Origin of the sequence: Cryobacterium tepidiphilum (assembly GCF_003716325.1) — a bacterium.
GTDB lineage: Bacteria > Actinomycetota > Actinomycetes > Actinomycetales > Microbacteriaceae > Cryobacterium > Cryobacterium tepidiphilum.
In genome coordinates, this window is sequence record NZ_RDSR01000023.1 from 22,271 (window position 1) to 38,742 (window position 16,472).

Consider the following 16,472-nt stretch of genomic DNA (forward strand, 5'->3'; position numbering starts at 1 on the left):
GCTCGGCCGCTGCATGAGATCGACACCGGATGCCGGAGCGGGTTTTCCACAGATCCCTACGAATGCGCCTGCCCGACTTCGAGCATCCGCCACTGTGGACGCATGCAGGTAGCGGATGCACTGGCCCGGCAGGGCGGAGTGGCGCACGTCGAGACCCTCCGCCGGGCCGGACTCGCCCAAAAGACGATTGAGCGGGCGGTCCGAAGCGGCACCGCGCTTCGGATACGGCCGCGCTGGTACAGCACCCCGGCGACCACGGGACCGGTCGTCCAGGCACTCCGCGTGGGCGGGCGCCTCACCTGCGTTTCGCTCTTGCGTCTGCACGGGGTTTGGGTCATGCCGGACGACCGACTGCACGTGAGCGTGCGATATGCGCACTCGGCGCTTCGGTCGCCTGTCGCGCGGGACGTCAGGCTCGACGAGTGGCGCGGACGCCCTGAGGTCGTGACGCATTGGCGGGCGGCGCTTGCGAATCCACAGGAGCCGACTGACCTCATCGATGACGCGGCAGGCTGCGCCGCCGTGTGCCTCCCCAGGGACCACGCTATCGTCGCCTTCGATTCGCTCCTGAACAGCAAGCTGCTGTCATGGGAGCGCCTTCGCGCAGCACTGGCGGGCCTGCCCGACTCGCACGAGTGGATGATGACCCTCGTCGACCCAGGCTGCGGCTCGGGTCTCGAAACTCTCACCCGCTTGCGTTTACGGGCTCTCAACGTCCGCGTGCGCAGCCAGGTGAACGTTCCCGGGATTGGCTGGATCGACCTCTTGGTCGGCGACCGTCTGGTGGTGGAACTGGACAGCCGCAGGCACCACGACAAGCCGCAGGCGTACGAGCGGGACCGTGCGCGGGATCTCGCGCTGGTCGAGCAGGGCTATCTGGTCGTACGCGTGACCTACAGAAGGGTCATGAACGACTGGCCGTCGATCGAGAGGGCGCTCCTTACGATCGTGCGGCGGCAGGAGCATCGGTGGCAGCCCGTGCACCGGAGGGCCGGACTCGCGACGTTCCTCCCGTAGACGTGTCGATCAGACGCAGCCTTGCCGCATCGCATCCGTCGACGAGCGATGATAGGCGGCTCACCTGCGACTAATCGACGGGGTCGGTGTCAGCAGGGTCGGGGCCAACGGATGCCTCGGGCCCCGCTTCCGCCTCGGGCGGCAGCTCTTCGAACAGGCCGGTCGGCGGCGTCACGGTGACCGTGCCGGCCTGCACGTCGACGGCGGGGACGATCGCCTTCACGAAGGGGACCATCACCTCGCCGGTCGGCGTCTTCACGATCAGGAGGTCCTGCGCGGGCAGGTGCTCGAGGCGGCTGATGGTGCCCACCTGTTCGCCGTCGCGGATCACGCGGAGGCCGACGAGCTGGTGGTCGAACCAGGCGTCGTCCTCGCCGGAGTCGGCGTCGTCGTCCTGGTCGATCCAAAGGATCGCCTTGGCGAGGGTCTCGGCCGTGGTGCGGTCGGGAACGTCCTTGAAGAACCCGACGGGCTGCTGGTTGTACCAGCGCAGCTCGACGAGCTCGAGTTTCTTGCCGTGCCAGGGTGAGCTGGTCGGCACCTGGAGGGTGAACACGGCGCCCGGGACGAATCGTCGCCCCGGGTCATCCGTGAACAGTTCCAGCTTGATCGCGCCCTTGAGCCCGTGGGCCTTCGTCAGGCGCCCCACCCGGAGTTGGGCGTGCGGAGGAGTGCGGTCGTTCACCTTAGGAATCGGTGTCCACCACGTCGACGCGCACGCGCTTGCCGTCGGCCAGGGCCGCGACGAGCGTGCGCAGGGCCTTCGCCGTGCGGCCGGAGCGGCCGATGACCCGGCCGAGGTCCTCGGGGTTCACGCGAACCTCGAGGACCTCGCCGCGCGGGGAGTTCTTGGCGGCGACGGTCACGTCGTCCGGGTGATCGACGATCCCCTTGACGAGGTGCTCAAGTGCGGGAGCGAGCAAGGTCAGGCCTGGTCCTCTGCGGGCGCGGCGGCGTCCTCGGCGGGAGCCGGCTTCTCAGCGGGCTTCTCGGCCTTGGGCTTCAGGACCGGCTTCTTCTTCTCGTCGGCGACGAACGCGGCCTTCTCTTCCTTGACCTTGACGGTGCTCTTGGCGTTCTTGTCACCCTTGAAGATGCCCCAGTCGCCCGTGAGCTTGAGGAGGGCGGCGACCTGCTCGGTCGGCTGGGCGCCGACGGAGAGCCAGTACTGCGCCCGCTCGGAGTCGATCTTGATGACCGAGGGCTCCTCGGTCGGGTGGTACAGGCCGATCTCCTCGATCACGCGACCGTCGCGCTTGGTGCGCGAGTCGGCGACGACGACACGGTAAAACGGTGCACGGATCTTGCCCATGCGCTTCAGACGGATTTTGACAGCCACAATTCTCCTGTGTGTTCTTCAGATTTGGCGAACCGCGGGCCGTGAGCGTGGGGGCACACTCGGCACAAGCTCAAAGGGGTTCCCGGGCATCGGATTAGAGGGTCGGACGCCAGAGAACTCGACTTACCATTCTGCCAGATGCCGGGGCCTTTGTGATAATCGAAGGCAACGCCCGATGCATCGGAGGATGGCCCATGGGAATCGACTTCGCCCGATCACGGCGATCCACCGTCGGCATCGAGTGGGAACTGGCCCTCGTCGACCGGTTGAACGGCGACCTCGTCTCCGTCGCCGACCGGGTGCTGGACGCCCTGCGCGGCCCGGACGGCTCCGACCACCCGCACATCACCGGGGAGTTGCTGTTGAACACGGTCGAGCTGGTATCCGGGGTGCACGAGAGGGTGGCGGATGCCGTGGCCGACCTCCAGGGTCAGGTCGCGGAGGTGCGCGCGGTCACCGATCCGCTGGGCGTCGACCCGGTGTGCAGCGGGTCGCATCCGTTCGGGCAGTGGTTCGACCAGACCGTCACCGACAAGGAGCGGTATCACCGCCTCATCGAGCGCACCCAGTGGTGGGGCCGCAACATGATGATCTGGGGCATCCACGTGCACGTGGGCATCGAGGACCGCGACAAGGTCATCCCGATCCTGAACGGGCTGACCACCTACATTCCGCACCTGCAGGCGCTGTCGGCGTCGAGCCCGTTCTGGGCGGGCGTCGACACCGGATACGCGTCGAACCGGGCCCTCATGTTCCAGCAGCTGCCCACGGCAGGCCTCCCCTGGCACCTGCCCGACTGGGCGGCATGGGAGGGCTACGTCGATGACATGATCACGACCGGGATCATCGACGACGCGACCGAGGTGCGCTGGGACATCCGTCCCTCGGCCCGCTGGGGCACGATCGAGGTCCGGGTGTGCGACGGCGTATCGACGCCCTCGGAGCTCGGCGCCATCGCGGCACTCATCCAGTGCCTCGTCGAGTGGATGTCGACGGAGCTCGACGCCGGCCGCCCGGTTCCCACCATGCAGCCCTGGTTCGTGCGCGAGAACAAGTGGCGCGCGGCGCGGTACGGCCTCGACGCCGAGATCATCCTCGACTCGGCGGCGAACGAACGCCTGGTGACCGACGAGGTGCGGCGGCTGATGGGAGCGCTCGGGCCCGTGGCCGAACGCCTCGGGTGCGTCGCCGAGCTCGCGTCGCTCGACCTGATCCTCGAGCACGGCGCGAGCTACCAGCGCCAGCGCAAGGTGGCCGCCTCGCACTGGGGCGACCTGTCGGTGGTCGTCGCCTCGCTCAGCCGCGAGCTGAAGAACGGCCTGATCCCCTAGCGGCCGAGCATCTTCTGCAGGGCGGCGAGGTCCGCCTCGGAGGGCGCACCGCCCGTGCCGCCATTGCCGAGTCCGAAGCCGGTGCCGGCCTTCTCACCGGCAGGCTTGGCGCCCGAGGCGAGGGCGGCGTTCTCGGCGGCGCGCTTGGCTGGGTTGCCCGACTTGGAGCCCTTCTTCTTGGGCTGCTGCTTGCCGCGTCCGCCGCCGAAGCCACCGCCGGGCATGGGGCCCATGCCGGGGATGTTCGGCACGCCGCCCTTGGCGACGGTCTTCATCATCTTCGCGGCCTGTTCGAACCGCTGCACCAGCTGGTTCACCTCGGTGACCGTGGTGCCGGAGCCGCGCGCGATGCGCAGGCGGCGGGATCCGTTGAGCAACTTCGGGGTCGCTCGCTCCGCCTTCGTCATCGACTGGATGATCGCCTCGGTGCGCACGATGTCACGCTCGTCGAAGTTGTCGAGCTGCGCCTTCATGGCGCCGGCGCCCGGCAGCATCCCCATCATCTTCTTGATGGAGCCCATGTTGCGCAGCTGCTGCATCTGGGAGAGGAAGTCATCGAGCGTGAAGGTGTCGGTGCGGAACTTCTCGGCGACCTTGCGCGCTTCGTCCTCGTCGAACGCGTTCTGTGCCTGCTCGATGAGCGTGAGGATGTCACCGAGGTCGAGGATGCGGCTGGCCATGCGGTCGGGGTGGAACGGCTCGAAGTCGTCGAGACCCTCACCCGTGGAGGCGAACATGATCGGGCGCCCGGTGATCGAGGCGACCGAGAGCGCAGCGCCGCCGCGGGCGTCACCGTCGAGCTTCGAGAGCACCACGCCGGTGAAGTCGACGCCGTCCTGGAACGCCTTCGCGGTGGCGACGGCGTCCTGCCCGATCATGGCGTCGATGACGAAGAGCACCTCGTCGGGGTTCGTGGCCTTGCGGATGTCGGCGGCCTGCTTCATGAGCTCGGCGTCGACGCCGAGGCGGCCGGCCGTGTCGACGATGACGACGTCGTGCAGCTTCTGCTCGGCGAACTTCACGGCGTCGCGGGCGACGCGCACCGGGTCGCCGACGCCGTTGCCGGCCTCGGGGGCGAACACCGGGACACCGGCCTGGGCGCCGACGACCTGGAGCTGGGTGACGGCGTTCGGTCGCTGGAGGTCGGCCGCGACGAGGATCGGCGTGTGGCCGTCCTTGGCGAGCCACTTCGCGAGCTTGCCGGCCAGCGTGGTCTTGCCGGCGCCCTGGAGGCCGGCGAGCATGATGACGGTCGGCGGACGCTTCGCGAACTCAAGCCGGCGCTGCTGGCCGCCGAGGATCTCGACGAGCTCCTCGTTGACGATCTGCACCACCTGCTGCGCCGGGTTCAGCGCCTTGTTGACCTCGTCGCCGAGGGCGCGCTCGCGCACCTTGCCGGTGAAGTCCTTGACCACCGTGAGGGCGACGTCGGCGTCGAGCAGGGCGCGACGGATCTCACGGATGGTCCCGTCGACATCCGCTGCGGAGAGCTTGCCCTTGGTGCGGAGGTTCTTGAAGGTCTCGGCCAGGCGGTCTGAGAGGTTTCCAAAAGTAGCCATTGTCCCCCCAGTTTACCCGTGCCGGACGGCTAGCTCTCGATGGCGACGTCGACGGTGTCGGCGTTGACGTCGAGGGTGACGACCAGCACGGCATCCGTCTCGTCGGGGCTGATCGAGTAGTCGAGCACCGCGAAATGCTCCTCGCTGCCCTTGTGGTGCGGGTGGAAGCCGACGCGCTGCAACTGCAGCGACCGCAGGAAGTCGATCTGCCGGTCGCCCGAGTCCCAGATGATGGCGTCGTCGATCGCGTCGTCGTCGAGCTCCTCGAGGGTCTGCGCGATGTAGCGCAGCGTCGCCGAGTTCTCGGTGCTGAGCTCGGCGACCAGGGATTCCCGCGCCTGCGAGTCGAGGTCTTCGAGCGAGCCGATCATCGCCGCAGCGATGTCGAGGGCTTCGACCGACACGGAGTCCTCATCGGGCGAGCTGAGGTCGATGTCGACGCTCTGGTCGCCGAGTTCGGCGGTGTCCGACCAGTACACCTCGCCGGCGTCGTCGCTGCCGAGGATCCCGAAGAAGTCGTGTTCGATGCTCATGCTGCTCCTCAACCAACCAGCTTCTGTGCGAAGACGTGCGGGGTGAAGCCTGTGAGGTCGCCGATTCCCTCACCCTGGCCCACCAGCTTGATGGGGATGCCGGTCTTGTCCTGCACGGCGAGCACGAACCCGCCCTTGGCCGACCCGTCGAGCTTGGTGAGCACGAGGCCGGTGACCCCGGCGTGCTCGATGAACGCCTCGGCCTGGGCGAGCCCGTTCTGCCCGGTCGTGGCGTCGAGCACCAGCAGCACCTCGGCGATCGGCGCCTGCTTCTCGACCACCCGGCGGATCTTCGAGAGCTCGTCCATGAGGCCGCCCTTGGTCTGCAGCCGCCCGGCGGTGTCGATGAGCACGATCTCGTACCCCTCGTTCTTGGCCTTCTCGACCGTCTGGAAGGCGACGGACGCCGGGTCCTGGCCCTGGGCCTGAGGTCGCACGATGTCGACGCCGGCGCGCTCCGCCCACGTGGCGAGCTGCTCGACGGCGGCCGCACGGAACGTGTCGGCGGCGCCGATGAGTACCTTCCGGTCGTAGGTGCGCAGGAACCGGGCGAACTTGCCGATGGTGGTGGTCTTGCCGACGCCGTTGACGCCGACCACGAGCACCACGGCCGGCCGCTCGGTGAGCTTGAGGGTGGGGTCGAGCTTGGCGAGCCGTTCCTCGATGCCCTCGCGGAGCATCCGCTGCAGGTCTTTCGGGTCGGTCGTCTTGTACCTCTCCACCTTGGCGCGCAGGTCGTCGACGACCTCCTCGGTGACGTCGGGCCCGAAGTCCGCGTGGATCAGGGCATCCTCGAGGTCGTCCCAGGTGGTCTCGTCGATCGTCTTCTTCGCGAACATGCCGCGGAGCGCGCCGGAAAGCGACCAGGGGGTGCGTTCTGCCATGCTCCTAGCCTAGGGCGCGGCCCACATCGACCGAGACGGACACCTCCGGCCGAGACGCACAGGCGTGCCGGGCCATCTAGACCGCAATCGTCCGTCTCGACGAGAGCAGCAGCGCCGAGGCCGTCAGGAGGCCTCCTCCTCGCGGGCGACGCGCTGGCCCACGACGGCCGAGACGCCGTCCTGCCGCATCGACACCCCGTAGAGCGCGTCGGCGATCTCCATGGTGCGCTTCTGGTGGGTGATGACGATGAGCTGGCTGGTGTCGCGCAGGTCCTCGAAGATCGTGAGCAGGCGGCCGAGGTTCGCGTCGTCGAGCGCCGCCTCCACCTCGTCCATGATGTAGAACGGGCTGGGCCGGGCCTTGAAGATGGCGATCAGCAGTGCGACGGCAGCGAGCGACCGTTCCCCGCCCGAGAGCAGCGAGAGCCGGTCGATCTTCTTGCCGGCCGGCTTCACCGTCACTTCGATGCCGGTGGTCAGCAGGTCGTCGGGGTCGGTGAGCTCGATGCTGCCGCTGCCGCCCGGGAACAGCACCGGGAACACGCGGGCGAACGCCGCCTTGGTGTCATCGAAGGCGCTGGCGAAGACCGTCTGCATCTTCCCGTCGATCTCTTCGATGATCGTGAGCAGGTCTTTGCGTGTGTTGGTGAGGTCGGTGAGCTGTTCCGTGAGGAACTTGTGCCGCTGTTCGAGCGCCGCGAATTCCTCGAGCGCGAGCGGGTTCACGCGGCCGAGCCTCGCGAGCTTGCGTTCAGCGGATGCGAGGCGGCGCTGCTGCTCCTCGCGGTCGAATGGCGTCGACGGGCCCGGCGTTCCGTCGCCCTGGTCCTCCCCCGGCACCGGCTCGTTCGGGCCGTATTCGGCCACGAGCACGTCTTCGACGAGGCCGAGTTCGCTGCCGGCGCGCTCGAGCAGGCTCGACAGGTGCAGCTTCTTCTCGTAGATCTGCAGCTCAAGGCCGTGCACGGACTCGGTGATCGCCTGCAGTCGCTCACGCACGGCGCTCTCCTCCCGCCGCAAGCGCACCAGTTCCTCGTTCTGGCCGGCGCGTTCGGTCTCCGCGCGCGCGAGCCGCAGCCGCGCCTCGGCAACGGATGCGTCGACCGACGCCAGCAGCGCCGGCAGCGCCTCGGCGACGTGGGTGGCCGCCTCGACCTGCCGGCGCCGGATGACGGCCCTGCGGGCGGCTTCCTCGGCGGCGGCGCGCTCCCGCTCGATCTGCTTGCCGAGCGCCACCACGCGGCCCTCCTCGGCGCGGACCCGCTCACGGGCGGTCTCCACCTGCAGGCGGGCCTCGACCTCGCGCTCCCGCACGGCCTCGAGTTCGGCCTGCACGGCCTCACGGTTGCTGACGTCCAGGATGGGGCGGGGCCGGGACTGCGCCGCCTCGAGGGCTGCGCGGGCCCGCTCCGAGGCGGCCTCCGCGTCGGCGACGGCGTTGTCGGCGAGCTCGAGCGCGGCGGAGAGCCGGTCGAACTCGGCGGCGGCCGCCTCCCCCTGCGCGCGGGCGCGCCCGAGCCTCTGGGCATGGGCCGCGGCGGCGAGCTCATGCTCGCGCGCCTCGGCCCGCAGCCGGGCGGAACGGTCCTTGTGCTCCTGGAGCAGGGTGCGCTGGTCGGCCAGCTCCACGCGCACCCGGTCGATCTCGGTGGTGACGGCGGCGAGCTTCGCGTTCGCGGCATCGCGTTCGGCGACGAGTTCGAGCTTGCTGCGGGTGGCACCGGTGCCTCCGCGCACGACCTGGTCGGCGACGACGTCGCCGTCCTTCGTGATCACGGTGTACCGCCCGGGCTGGTCTTTGCGACCCTGCACCGTCTCGGCGGTGCGTGCCGCCGCGAGGTCCTCCGCGATCACGGTGTCGGACAGAAGCGCAAGCACACCCGCGGGGGCTTCCACGACCGAGCGGGCGGCGACCAGGCCCGCCGGCAGAGTGGTGTCTCCTCGGCCGGCCGCGGCCTCGGCGACGACGACCTCGACTCGACCAAGGTCGTCATCCCGCGCGTGCTGGACCGCGGCGAACGCGGCGTCGCGTGTGTCGGCGAGTACGCCGTCGGTGAGCGTGCCGAGCCCGGCGGCGATGGCTGCTTCGTACCCGGGTTCCACGCGCACGTGCTCGGCGAGGAGCCCCAGCACCCCGGGCAGCCCGGCCGCGAGGAGCGCCGCCGATCCGTCCTTCTGATCGAGGGCGAGCGAGAGGGCGCTGGTGCGCGCGGCCAGACCGTCGCGTTCCCGCTCGAACCCGTGCAGCTGCTCGCGAAGCCGTTCGACGGCCGCCTCGGCGTCGGCGACGGATGCCAGCGCGAGCTCCAGCCCGTCTCCGCGGCCGCCCTCGCCCAGATCCGCCGTCTCCGCTTCGGCCTCGAGCGCCGCGACATCGCGCTCGGCGTCCTGTCGCCGTTCGAGCGCCGCGTCGAGCGCGTTCTTCTGCCGCAGCACCTCGCCGCGCACGGCCGCGAGCCGGGATGCGGCGGCCTCCGCCTGGCCCTTCAGCTGGGAGATCTCGAGGTCGTGGCGGGAGACCAGGGCCGCCTGCGCGGCGACCTCCTCGTCGATGGCGTCGAGGCTGCGGCGCGCCCGGCCGGTCTCGGCCTGCGCGGCCGCCCACGCCGATTCTGCGGCAGCGACGCCGGCGCGCAGCCGGTCGACCTCCGCCTCGGCGTCGGCGACCATTGCTGCGCTCACCCGCGGCGTGCTGTCCGTCGTCTCCGCCTGGGCGCCGAGCAGCGCGAGCTTCTGGTTCGCGAGGGTGTACAGGCTCCGAAGTCGCTGCTGTTCCTGTTCGAGGGCAAAGCTCACCCGGCGGGCGGCGTCCACGGCATCGCCTATCTGCGCCTGCTCCAGCCGGGTCACGCGCAGCTGCTTCTGCTCCAGCTGCTCCTGCAGCACGATGCGTTCCGAGTGCCGCTCGCTCTCCGTGCGCCCGTGCTGGTCGAGGGCCGTGCGCAGCCCGACGACGTCGTCGGCGAGCAGGCGCGCCCGGGCGTCGCGCACAACCGCGGCGATGGTCTGCGCCTCCCGGGCGATCTCGGCCTGCGCCCCGAGGGGCTTCAGTTGGCGGCGGATCTCTCCGGCCAGGTCGCTCAGGCGGGTGAGGTTCGTCTGCATGGCGTCGAGCTTGCGGAGGGTCTTCTCCTTGCGCCGGCGGTGCTTGAGGATCCCGGCGGCCTCCTCGATGAAGCCGCGGCGCTCCTCCGGGCTCGCGTGCAGCACCGCGTCGAGCTGGCCCTGGCCGACGATGACGTGCATCTCGCGGCCGAGCCCGGAGTCGCTGAGGAGCTCCTGCACGTCGAGGAGGCGGCAGGTGCGCCCGTTGATCGCGTATTCGCTGGCGCCGTTGCGGAACAGCGTTCGCGAGATCGTGACCTCGGAGTACTCGATCGGGAGGGCGCCGTCACTGTTGTCGATGGTGAGCACGACTTCGGCGCGGCCGAGCGGCCCGCGCGTGGACGTGCCGGCGAAGATGACGTCCTCCATCTTGCCGCCGCGGAGGGTCTTGGCGCCCTGCTCCCCCATGACCCACGCAAGCGCGTCGACGACGTTGGACTTGCCGGAGCCGTTCGGCCCGACCACGCAGGTGACGCCGGGCTCGAAGGCGAACGTGGTGGGCTGCGCGAACGACTTGAAACCCTTGAGCGTGAGGCTCTTCAGGTACATGCGCGCCCCCTTCTGCGGAATCGGATCGCACCTACCGTACCCGACGCGCCCCCGTCAACCCGGCACCCCGTCCCGCGCGGCCCCTCCCCCGTGCGCGAGTGCTCAGTTTCTGCGGTTATGAGTCGCGTCTTCCCGCAGAAACTGCTCACTCGCGTATCGGGCGGAGGGGCTGGCAGGCGGGGCAGAAGTGCGACGAGCGGTTCATGAAGCGCTCCCGCACCAGGGTGGTGCCGCACCGGCTGCACGGCCTGCCGTGCTGCCCGTACGCCAGCAGGCTGTGGGCGAAGTAGCCGGACTGTCCGTTGACGTTCACGTACTGGGCGTCGAAGCTCGTGCCGCCCTCGGCCAGCGCATTCTGCAACACGGTCCGCACGGATGCCAACAGCAGCTCGGCCTCGCCTCGGTCGAGCGAGTCGGCGGGCTGGTCATAGTGCAGCCCCGCCATGAAGAGCGCCTCGTCGGCGTAGATGTTGCCGATGCCGCTGGCAAGCGTCTGGTCGAGCAGCACGCGTTTGATGCCCGAGCGCTTCCGGGAGAGCGCGGCGTGGAACGCCTCATCGTCGAAGCCCGGGTCGAGCGGGTCTCGGCCGATGTGCGCGACCTGCGAGGGCACCAGCTGCGACCACGGCCCGCTCACCTCGCCGGAGTGGCCGGCGGGCAGCCCGTCGGCTGTCGGCAGCATGCGGTCGACGGCCATGCTGCCGAAGATCCGCTGGTCGACGAAGTCGAGCCAGAGCTCCCCGTGCGCCGGGTGGCCCAGCTGCAAGCGGATGCGCAGCAGCCGTTCCGCGGGCTGGCCCGGCGTGCGAAGCAGCACCTGGCCGCTCATGCCGAGGTGCGCGACGAGCGCGCGTCCGCCCTCCAGGGGCATCCAGAGGAACTTCCCGCGTCGAACGGCGGCGTGGATGCCGCGTCCCTGCAGTTGGTCGGCGAAGTCGCCGCTCGCACGGTCGTGGCGGCGAAGGGACCGGTCGTCGAAGACCTCGACGCCGTCGATGCTGGCGCCGGTGACGGCCGGTGCCAGGCCGGCGCGGACGACCTCGACCTCGGGGAGTTCGGGCATGCGCTTTAGTGCGCGGACAGGCGCGTCCACGCCTCGAGCGCGGCCGCCATCTCGGCGTGCTTCTTGCTGGTTCCCTCGCCTTGGGCGGTCACCAGCTCACCGACCGCGACGGTCGCGAGGAAGACCTTCGCGTGGTCGGGGCCGCTTTCGTCGACGGTGTAGACGGGGACGCCGGCTCCCCGCCGGGCGGCGAGTTCCTGCAGGCTGGTTTTCGGGTCCATCGAGGCGCCGAAGCGCTCCGGGTCAGACAGGAGTGGGGCGAGCAGGCGCATGACCACCTCGGTCGCGGTTTCTCCGCCGGCGTCGAGGTACACGGCCCCGATGAGCGCTTCGACGGTGTCGGCGAGGATCGAGGCCTTCTCCCGGCCTCCGGTGAGGGTCTCCCCCCGGCCGAGGCGGATGTACTGCCCGAGGCCGATGCCGCGGGCGACCTCGGCGAGAGCGGCGCTGGACACCAGGCTGGCCCGGCGCTTGGCGAGGTCTCCCTCCCCGAGCGCCGGGTACTCGCGATACAGCATGACGGTGACGGCCTGGCCGAGGATCGAGTCGCCCAGGAACTCCAGGCGCTCGTTGGTGGGAATGCCACCGTTCTCGTACGCGTAGGAGCGGTGCGTCAGGGCAAGGTCAAGCAGCCCGGGCTCGATGCGCACGCCGAGGACCGCCTGCAGGGCGGACACGTCGGCGGTCACACCGGTCACGGGTTCGTCGTTTCGCCAGTTTTCGTCAGTTGTTAGACGTCGGCGACCTTGCGGCCCTTGTACTCCATGAACAGCGCGGTGCCGGCGGAGTCTTCGACGACCTTGGCGCGGTGCGGAAGGCTGTAGGTGACCTTGCCGTTCTCGACGGTCTTGACGAGCGTGGGGGCCTCGGCCTTCCACTGCGAACGACGCGCGTGGGTGTTGGCGCGTGACTGCTTGCGCTTGGGAACTGCCATGACTACTTCTCTTCTCTCTCCGTGTCAGCATGGGTGCTCGCACCCGCGCTGATGTCCTGGGAAGCCTGGAATTGGGCCAGTGCCGACCACCGGGGATCGGGCACGTCTTGCGGGCTGAGTTCCGGGGATTCGGCCAGTCGCCTGCCGGTCTCCGGGTCGAGACCTGGGCAATCCGGCCGGCAGACCGGCTGGAACGGAAGTGACAACACGACCGCGTCCCTGATCAGCGGTTCAAGATCCACATGGTCGTCTTGAACCTCAAACTCAAAAGCTTCGTCTAAAGAGTACGCGAAAAGCTCCTGAAACTCGACTTGGACCGGCAATTCGATGTCGGTCAGGCACCGGCCGCACACTCCGGCGGCGACGCCGGTGACCTCACCGGTGGCGAGGATGCCCTCGTGCACCGACTCCAGGCGCACGTCGGTGTCGAGCACGGAGTCCTTCCTGACGGCCACGAGACCCTCGCCGAGGTCTTCGGGCACACGGATGTCGAGGGTCCGTTCCTGCATGGCGCCGGGCCGGTTGACCAGGTCGCGAACATCCACGGTGTACGGCGTCTTCTTGAAGCTACTCACGGCTCAGAGTCTACGCGGGGCGACCTCGCGTTTTCCCGAGAGGGCGAGCGGCCACAGCGACGCCGGGAGCATGCGTGCGCGCCAGCGTCCCTGGCGCCCCGCCTGGGCGCTGATTCCTGCCGTGACGATGTCGAGATCGCGCACCAGCCGCGGCCTGTCGCCTGCGCCCTGCTGTGGCCGGGCGTAGCTGGCGCGTTCCTGGGCGCTGAGCAGGCGCCGTAGCGCCTCGTGCCACGCCGGGTCCGGCTTCCCCGAGAGCGCCATCGTCGCCTCCATCCGGGCGGCCTGCTCCCTCGGCGTTTCCGTCTCGGGGAACGGGATCCCGTGGTCGAGGGCGGTGTCCCGGAGCTCGAGCCAGGCGATGTCGGGGCCGGCTGTCCCCGTGCGGATGGCCCGCCGGCGGCGCGCACTCCGAAGCGCGCGTACGCTGCCGGGAACGAGAGCGAGGATGACGGCGAGCGCGAGGACGAGTGCGAGGTCGCCCGCGCGGATACCGGTGTCGGTGACGGCGGCGGCGCCGCTGGCCGCGGTGGGGTCATCCGCTGTCGGGTCGTCGGTGGGCCGCGCCGCGCTAGACGGCAAGCCGGTGCCGGGGTCGATGCCGGTGGTGCTCGTCTCCGGGGTGGCGTACTCGGGCACGGCGCCCCGCCCGGGTGTCGGCTCAAAGGGAACCCACCCGACGCCGGTGAAGTACAGTTCGGGCCAGGAGTGCAGGTCGTGCGACGTGACATTGAACCGCCGCGCGCCTTCGCCGTAGTTCGCCTCGCGGGTGCCCGGCAGGTAGCCGACCACGACCCTCGACGGGATGCCGAGCGTGCGTGCCATGACGGCCATGGCGGAGGCGAAATGCACGCAGTAGCCGCGCTTGGCCTCCAGGAAGGCGGCGATCACCTCAGCCCCGGCGCCGTCGTAGTCCTTGCTGACCGGGGCGTCGGTGTCGTAGGTGAACTCGCTCCCGCGGAGGTAGTCCTGCAGCGCGACCGCGGCGTCGAAGGACGACCCGGACCCGCCGGTCACGGTGACGGCGGTGTCGTGGATGATGGCGGGGTACTGCGACGGCAGGTCGAGGTAGCGCAGCACATCACGGGGGTAGGCGCCGTCGGACCGGCGAAGCTGTTCGGCGGTGGGCAGCAGCTGCAGGGCCGTGACGGAGTAGTCTTGGCCGCTCGTCGTCGACCGCGTGCTACCGATCGCACCGGTGTCGCTGTTCCACTTCCACGTGCCGCGCAGCCCCTCCACGCGGGTGGCGGGGCTCGGCGCGGGGAGCCACTTGGTGCGCACCCCGTCCACCACGATCGAGGTCTTCGTGGTCGCGGTCTCCACCTCCGAGGAGAGTCCCGGCGGGCGCGGGATGAACTCGGGCGTGTTCTCGGGTTCTGGCGTTGATTCGCTGGCCGTCCAGGTCGCTCCCTGGAAGGTGTCGAGGGTGAGCAGCTTCAGATACGGCGGCTCCGACGCGTTCGTCGAGTAGTGCAGCGCGAGCACGGCGTCCGGGCGGCGCAGGTCGTCGCCGAGGTCGATCATGGTGCGCACGCCCGAGCCGAACAGCAGGCCGGCCGGACCGTTGCCGTTCGGCGCTCCCTGCGCGAGGCCGGCCATGCTGCTGCTGAGCACCAGCGCGGTGACGACGCCGAACCCGCCGACGACGACGGCCGTGCCGCGCACGGGGGCCGATGCCGGGACGCCGGGTCCCGCATCCGGTGCCGGCAACCGGCGCTGACGCACATCGACGGCCAGAAGGAGCAGGAACGCGCACGCGGTGAGCACGAGGCTCAAGGCGCCCGCCCCGCCCTGCACGATGAGCCCGGGCAGGACCACGACCACCAGGAGCGGTGACGCGGCCACGGCCGGCAGCCGCCTGCCGACCGCGAGGAACTCCATGGCGACGGCGACGACGCCCACGGCGCAGACCAGCAGGAAGACGATGCCCTCCTCGGCGACGGCGGGAGCGCTCTGCTGCTGGATGGACCGGAAGCCGGCGCGCACAAGGACGGTGAATCGGTCGAGGGTGTCGGCTGTGGGGATGATGCCCAGGAACCCGGTGCCCCCGCCGAACACGAGCGTGACGAGACCCAGCAGCACAGCGGATGCGCCGAGTGGCGGCAGGCGGAAACCCACGCGTCGAAGCGCTGCCGCGCTGAACAGCACGGCAACGGTCACGAAGGCGAGCGCGAACCACCACGCGCCCCCGCGGAGCACGGGCGCCAGGCACGTGCAGGCCACCAGGATGAGCACGGCCAGGGCCGCCGTGAGCGGCAACGTGGCGGTGCCGCGGGCGCGAGCGTTCTCAGCGAGCGACATCGACGCCCCCGAACATCGCCTGCTGCCCCGCCGACCACGCCTCGGCGATGTCCCTCGCCGATCGAATCGGGATGCAGCGCCAGCCGGCCTCGGCCAGTGCGTCCACGCGGGCCGCCGCCATGGTGTCGAGCACGAACGCGACCGCCGGCTCATACCGGGAGCGGAGCGCGGCGAGGAACGCGCCGTCGTCCTCGTCGATGTCGACGAGGATCGCGAAGGCGGGCATGCGCGACGAGTACAACCCGCGGCCGCGCCAGCGGTCATCCCCCTGGGCGGGCGTCACCGTTACGACGGATGCGAGTCCCTCGAGCAGCGTCCGATCGCCGCCCGGGGGGCCGAACACGCCGGCACCCGTGCCCCCGCGCGGCTCGCCAACGGCCAGCTGGCTGGTGCCGAGTTCGACGACGTGCACGCGGAAGGCGCCGGCGATGAGGTGAACCCCGATGGAGGCGGTGAGCTCCACCGCGATCTCGAAGGCGTGCTCGTCCCTGCCCTCGTGGCGGCCGCGGCCGGCGAGGGCGGTGTCGAGGATGACGACGGCTTCCGGGCTTCCGCCCTGTTCCTCCTGGCGCACCATGATCTCGCCCCGCCGGGCGGTGGCGGGCCAGTTCACCCGGCGGACGGGGTCACCCGGCCGGTACTCGCGCGCGATGAGTTCCTCGGAGTCGGCGTTGGACTGCCGCAGGAGCTCGTGCACGTCCCCCTCCTCGCGGGCGAACCCGCTGCGGCGCCCGGGGAGGGCGGTGACCCGCGGGGTCACGACCAGGTCGGTCGTTCCGCCGACCGGCCGCTCGCAGGATGCCAGGCCGAAGGGGTCGGTGCACAGCAGCAGCAGCGGGCCGACCGGGTACACGCCGCGACGCCCGGGAATGAGGCTGTAGTCGAGGAGGACCGTGTCGCGCCTGCTGCTCCCGGCCGCGGCGAGGACCGGAACCCGGCCGCCGGAACCCGCGGCCAGCTGCGGCGGGGTGCCATCGCGCCAGCGGGTGCCGGCAAGCGGCTTGCGGGAGAGGTTGCGAACAGTGAGGACGACGCGGGTCGGGCTTCCCCCCGCGGGGATGTCGGGTGCGAAGCGGCGGGTGACCTCCACGCGCACGGGCCGGAGGATCGCGGAGGCGAGTGCGATGAGGGGAAGGGCCGCCAGGAGCCAGCCGACGAAGAGGAGTTCACTCACGTCGTTCAGCACCGCGTAGCCCACGAGCACGGCACCGGCCACCAGGAACCCCGCCCCGCGGAGGCTGAATCGGGGGGTCCACGGGCGCGGCCGCGGGATGGCAGGCAT

15 protein-coding genes are annotated in these 16,472 nt (G+C 70.3%); 2 read left to right on the top strand and 13 right to left on the bottom strand.

What is annotated here, in order from left to right:
* Nucleotides 1-336: 336 nt before the first annotated feature.
* Nucleotides 337-1,017, top strand: a complete 681-nt coding sequence (locus EEJ31_RS12065; protein WP_158603955.1) for an endonuclease domain-containing protein — start codon at nucleotides 337-339, stop codon at nucleotides 1,015-1,017.
* 70 nt (nucleotides 1,018-1,087) lie between these two features.
* Here the strand turns inward: EEJ31_RS12065 and rimM are convergent, their stop codons facing one another.
* The 3 genes from rimM to rpsP are packed head-to-tail and all read right to left on the bottom strand — an operon-like array spanning nucleotide 1,088 to nucleotide 2,356.
* Complete coding sequence (gene rimM / locus EEJ31_RS12070; RefSeq protein ID WP_233563877.1) at nucleotides 1,088-1,702, bottom strand: ribosome maturation factor RimM; 615 nt, start codon at nucleotides 1,700-1,702, stop codon at nucleotides 1,088-1,090.
* Between the two features lies 1 nt (nucleotide 1,703).
* Nucleotides 1,704-1,940 (bottom strand): RNA-binding protein, encoded by a 237-nt coding sequence (locus tag EEJ31_RS12075; protein ID WP_123046543.1) that lies wholly within the window; start codon nucleotides 1,938-1,940, stop codon nucleotides 1,704-1,706.
* A gap of 2 nt (nucleotides 1,941-1,942) precedes the next feature.
* Nucleotides 1,943-2,356 (bottom strand): 30S ribosomal protein S16, encoded by a 414-nt coding sequence (rpsP, locus tag EEJ31_RS12080; RefSeq protein WP_123046544.1) that lies wholly within the window; start codon nucleotides 2,354-2,356, stop codon nucleotides 1,943-1,945.
* Nucleotides 2,357-2,550: 194 nt separating this feature from the next.
* Here rpsP and EEJ31_RS12085 point away from each other — a divergent pair, with 194 nt between their 5' ends.
* Nucleotides 2,551-3,687 carry a glutamate--cysteine ligase gene (locus tag EEJ31_RS12085; protein WP_123046545.1) on the top strand — a complete coding sequence of 379 codons (1,137 nt, stop codon included), beginning with the start codon at nucleotides 2,551-2,553 and terminating at the stop codon, nucleotides 3,685-3,687.
* On the opposite strand, the gene ffh is transcribed toward EEJ31_RS12085, so the two are convergent.
* The 10 genes from ffh to EEJ31_RS12135 all read right to left on the bottom strand — a co-directional run bounded on the left by ffh (nucleotide 3,684) and on the right by EEJ31_RS12135 (nucleotide 16,472).
* The gene (gene ffh / locus EEJ31_RS12090) at nucleotides 3,684-5,246 is read right to left on the bottom strand and encodes a signal recognition particle protein (RefSeq protein ID WP_123046546.1); all 1,563 of its coding nucleotides are present in this window, start codon (nucleotides 5,244-5,246) and stop codon (nucleotides 3,684-3,686) included. The genes EEJ31_RS12085 and ffh overlap by 4 nt on opposite strands.
* Before the next feature lie 29 nt (nucleotides 5,247-5,275).
* Nucleotides 5,276-5,779 (bottom strand): DUF2004 domain-containing protein, encoded by a 504-nt coding sequence (locus EEJ31_RS12095; protein ID WP_123046547.1) that lies wholly within the window; start codon nucleotides 5,777-5,779, stop codon nucleotides 5,276-5,278.
* Nucleotides 5,780-5,787: 8 nt separating this feature from the next.
* Complete coding sequence (ftsY, locus tag EEJ31_RS12100) at nucleotides 5,788-6,663, bottom strand: signal recognition particle-docking protein FtsY (RefSeq protein WP_123046548.1); 876 nt, start codon at nucleotides 6,661-6,663, stop codon at nucleotides 5,788-5,790.
* 123 nt (nucleotides 6,664-6,786) lie between these two features.
* Nucleotides 6,787-10,317 (bottom strand): chromosome segregation protein SMC, encoded by a 3,531-nt coding sequence (gene smc / locus EEJ31_RS12105; protein WP_123046549.1) that lies wholly within the window; start codon nucleotides 10,315-10,317, stop codon nucleotides 6,787-6,789.
* 145 nt (nucleotides 10,318-10,462) lie between these two features.
* The gene (mutM, locus tag EEJ31_RS12110) at nucleotides 10,463-11,380 is read right to left on the bottom strand and encodes a bifunctional DNA-formamidopyrimidine glycosylase/DNA-(apurinic or apyrimidinic site) lyase (protein WP_123046550.1); all 918 of its coding nucleotides are present in this window, start codon (nucleotides 11,378-11,380) and stop codon (nucleotides 10,463-10,465) included.
* Between the two features lie 5 nt (nucleotides 11,381-11,385).
* Nucleotides 11,386-12,078, bottom strand: coding sequence for a ribonuclease III (gene rnc, locus EEJ31_RS12115; protein ID WP_123046551.1), 693 nt, complete (start codon nucleotides 12,076-12,078; stop codon nucleotides 11,386-11,388).
* Between the two features lie 32 nt (nucleotides 12,079-12,110).
* Nucleotides 12,111-12,314 (bottom strand): 50S ribosomal protein L32, encoded by a 204-nt coding sequence (gene rpmF, locus EEJ31_RS12120; protein ID WP_123046552.1) that lies wholly within the window; start codon nucleotides 12,312-12,314, stop codon nucleotides 12,111-12,113.
* 2 nt (nucleotides 12,315-12,316) lie between these two features.
* Nucleotides 12,317-12,823: a YceD family protein gene (locus tag EEJ31_RS12125; protein ID WP_123046571.1), complete on the bottom strand. Its 507-nt coding sequence runs from the start codon at nucleotides 12,821-12,823 to the stop codon at nucleotides 12,317-12,319.
* Nucleotides 12,824-12,892: 69 nt separating this feature from the next.
* Complete coding sequence (locus tag EEJ31_RS12130; protein ID WP_123046553.1) at nucleotides 12,893-15,190, bottom strand: transglutaminase TgpA family protein; 2,298 nt, start codon at nucleotides 15,188-15,190, stop codon at nucleotides 12,893-12,895.
* Nucleotides 15,177-16,472, bottom strand: coding sequence for a DUF58 domain-containing protein (locus tag EEJ31_RS12135; protein ID WP_123046554.1), 1,296 nt, complete (start codon nucleotides 16,470-16,472; stop codon nucleotides 15,177-15,179). Before EEJ31_RS12135 ends, EEJ31_RS12130 begins: the two co-directional genes overlap by 14 nt.

Excerpts from the sequence above, each read along its gene's own strand:
- EEJ31_RS12085 (WP_123046545.1), top strand. The coding sequence starts at position 2,551 with ATGGGAATCGACTTCGCCCGATCACGGCGATCCACCGTCGGCATCGAG.
- EEJ31_RS12135 (WP_123046554.1), bottom strand. The coding sequence starts at position 16,472 with ATGCCTGCCATCCCGCGGCCGCGCCCGTGGACCCCCCGATTCAGCCTC.
- rpmF (WP_123046552.1), bottom strand. The coding sequence starts at position 12,314 with ATGGCAGTTCCCAAGCGCAAGCAGTCACGCGCCAACACCCACGCGCGT.
- ftsY (WP_123046548.1), bottom strand. The coding sequence starts at position 6,663 with ATGGCAGAACGCACCCCCTGGTCGCTTTCCGGCGCGCTCCGCGGCATG.
- EEJ31_RS12095 (WP_123046547.1), bottom strand. The coding sequence starts at position 5,779 with ATGAGCATCGAACACGACTTCTTCGGGATCCTCGGCAGCGACGACGCC.
- smc (WP_123046549.1), bottom strand. The coding sequence starts at position 10,317 with ATGTACCTGAAGAGCCTCACGCTCAAGGGTTTCAAGTCGTTCGCGCAG.
- EEJ31_RS12130 (WP_123046553.1), bottom strand. The coding sequence starts at position 15,190 with ATGTCGCTCGCTGAGAACGCTCGCGCCCGCGGCACCGCCACGTTGCCG.
- EEJ31_RS12065 (WP_158603955.1), top strand. The coding sequence starts at position 337 with ATGCCGGACGACCGACTGCACGTGAGCGTGCGATATGCGCACTCGGCG.
- ffh (WP_123046546.1), bottom strand. The coding sequence starts at position 5,246 with ATGGCTACTTTTGGAAACCTCTCAGACCGCCTGGCCGAGACCTTCAAG.
- mutM (WP_123046550.1), bottom strand. The coding sequence starts at position 11,380 with ATGCCCGAACTCCCCGAGGTCGAGGTCGTCCGCGCCGGCCTGGCACCG.
- EEJ31_RS12125 (WP_123046571.1), bottom strand. The coding sequence starts at position 12,823 with ATGCAGGAACGGACCCTCGACATCCGTGTGCCCGAAGACCTCGGCGAG.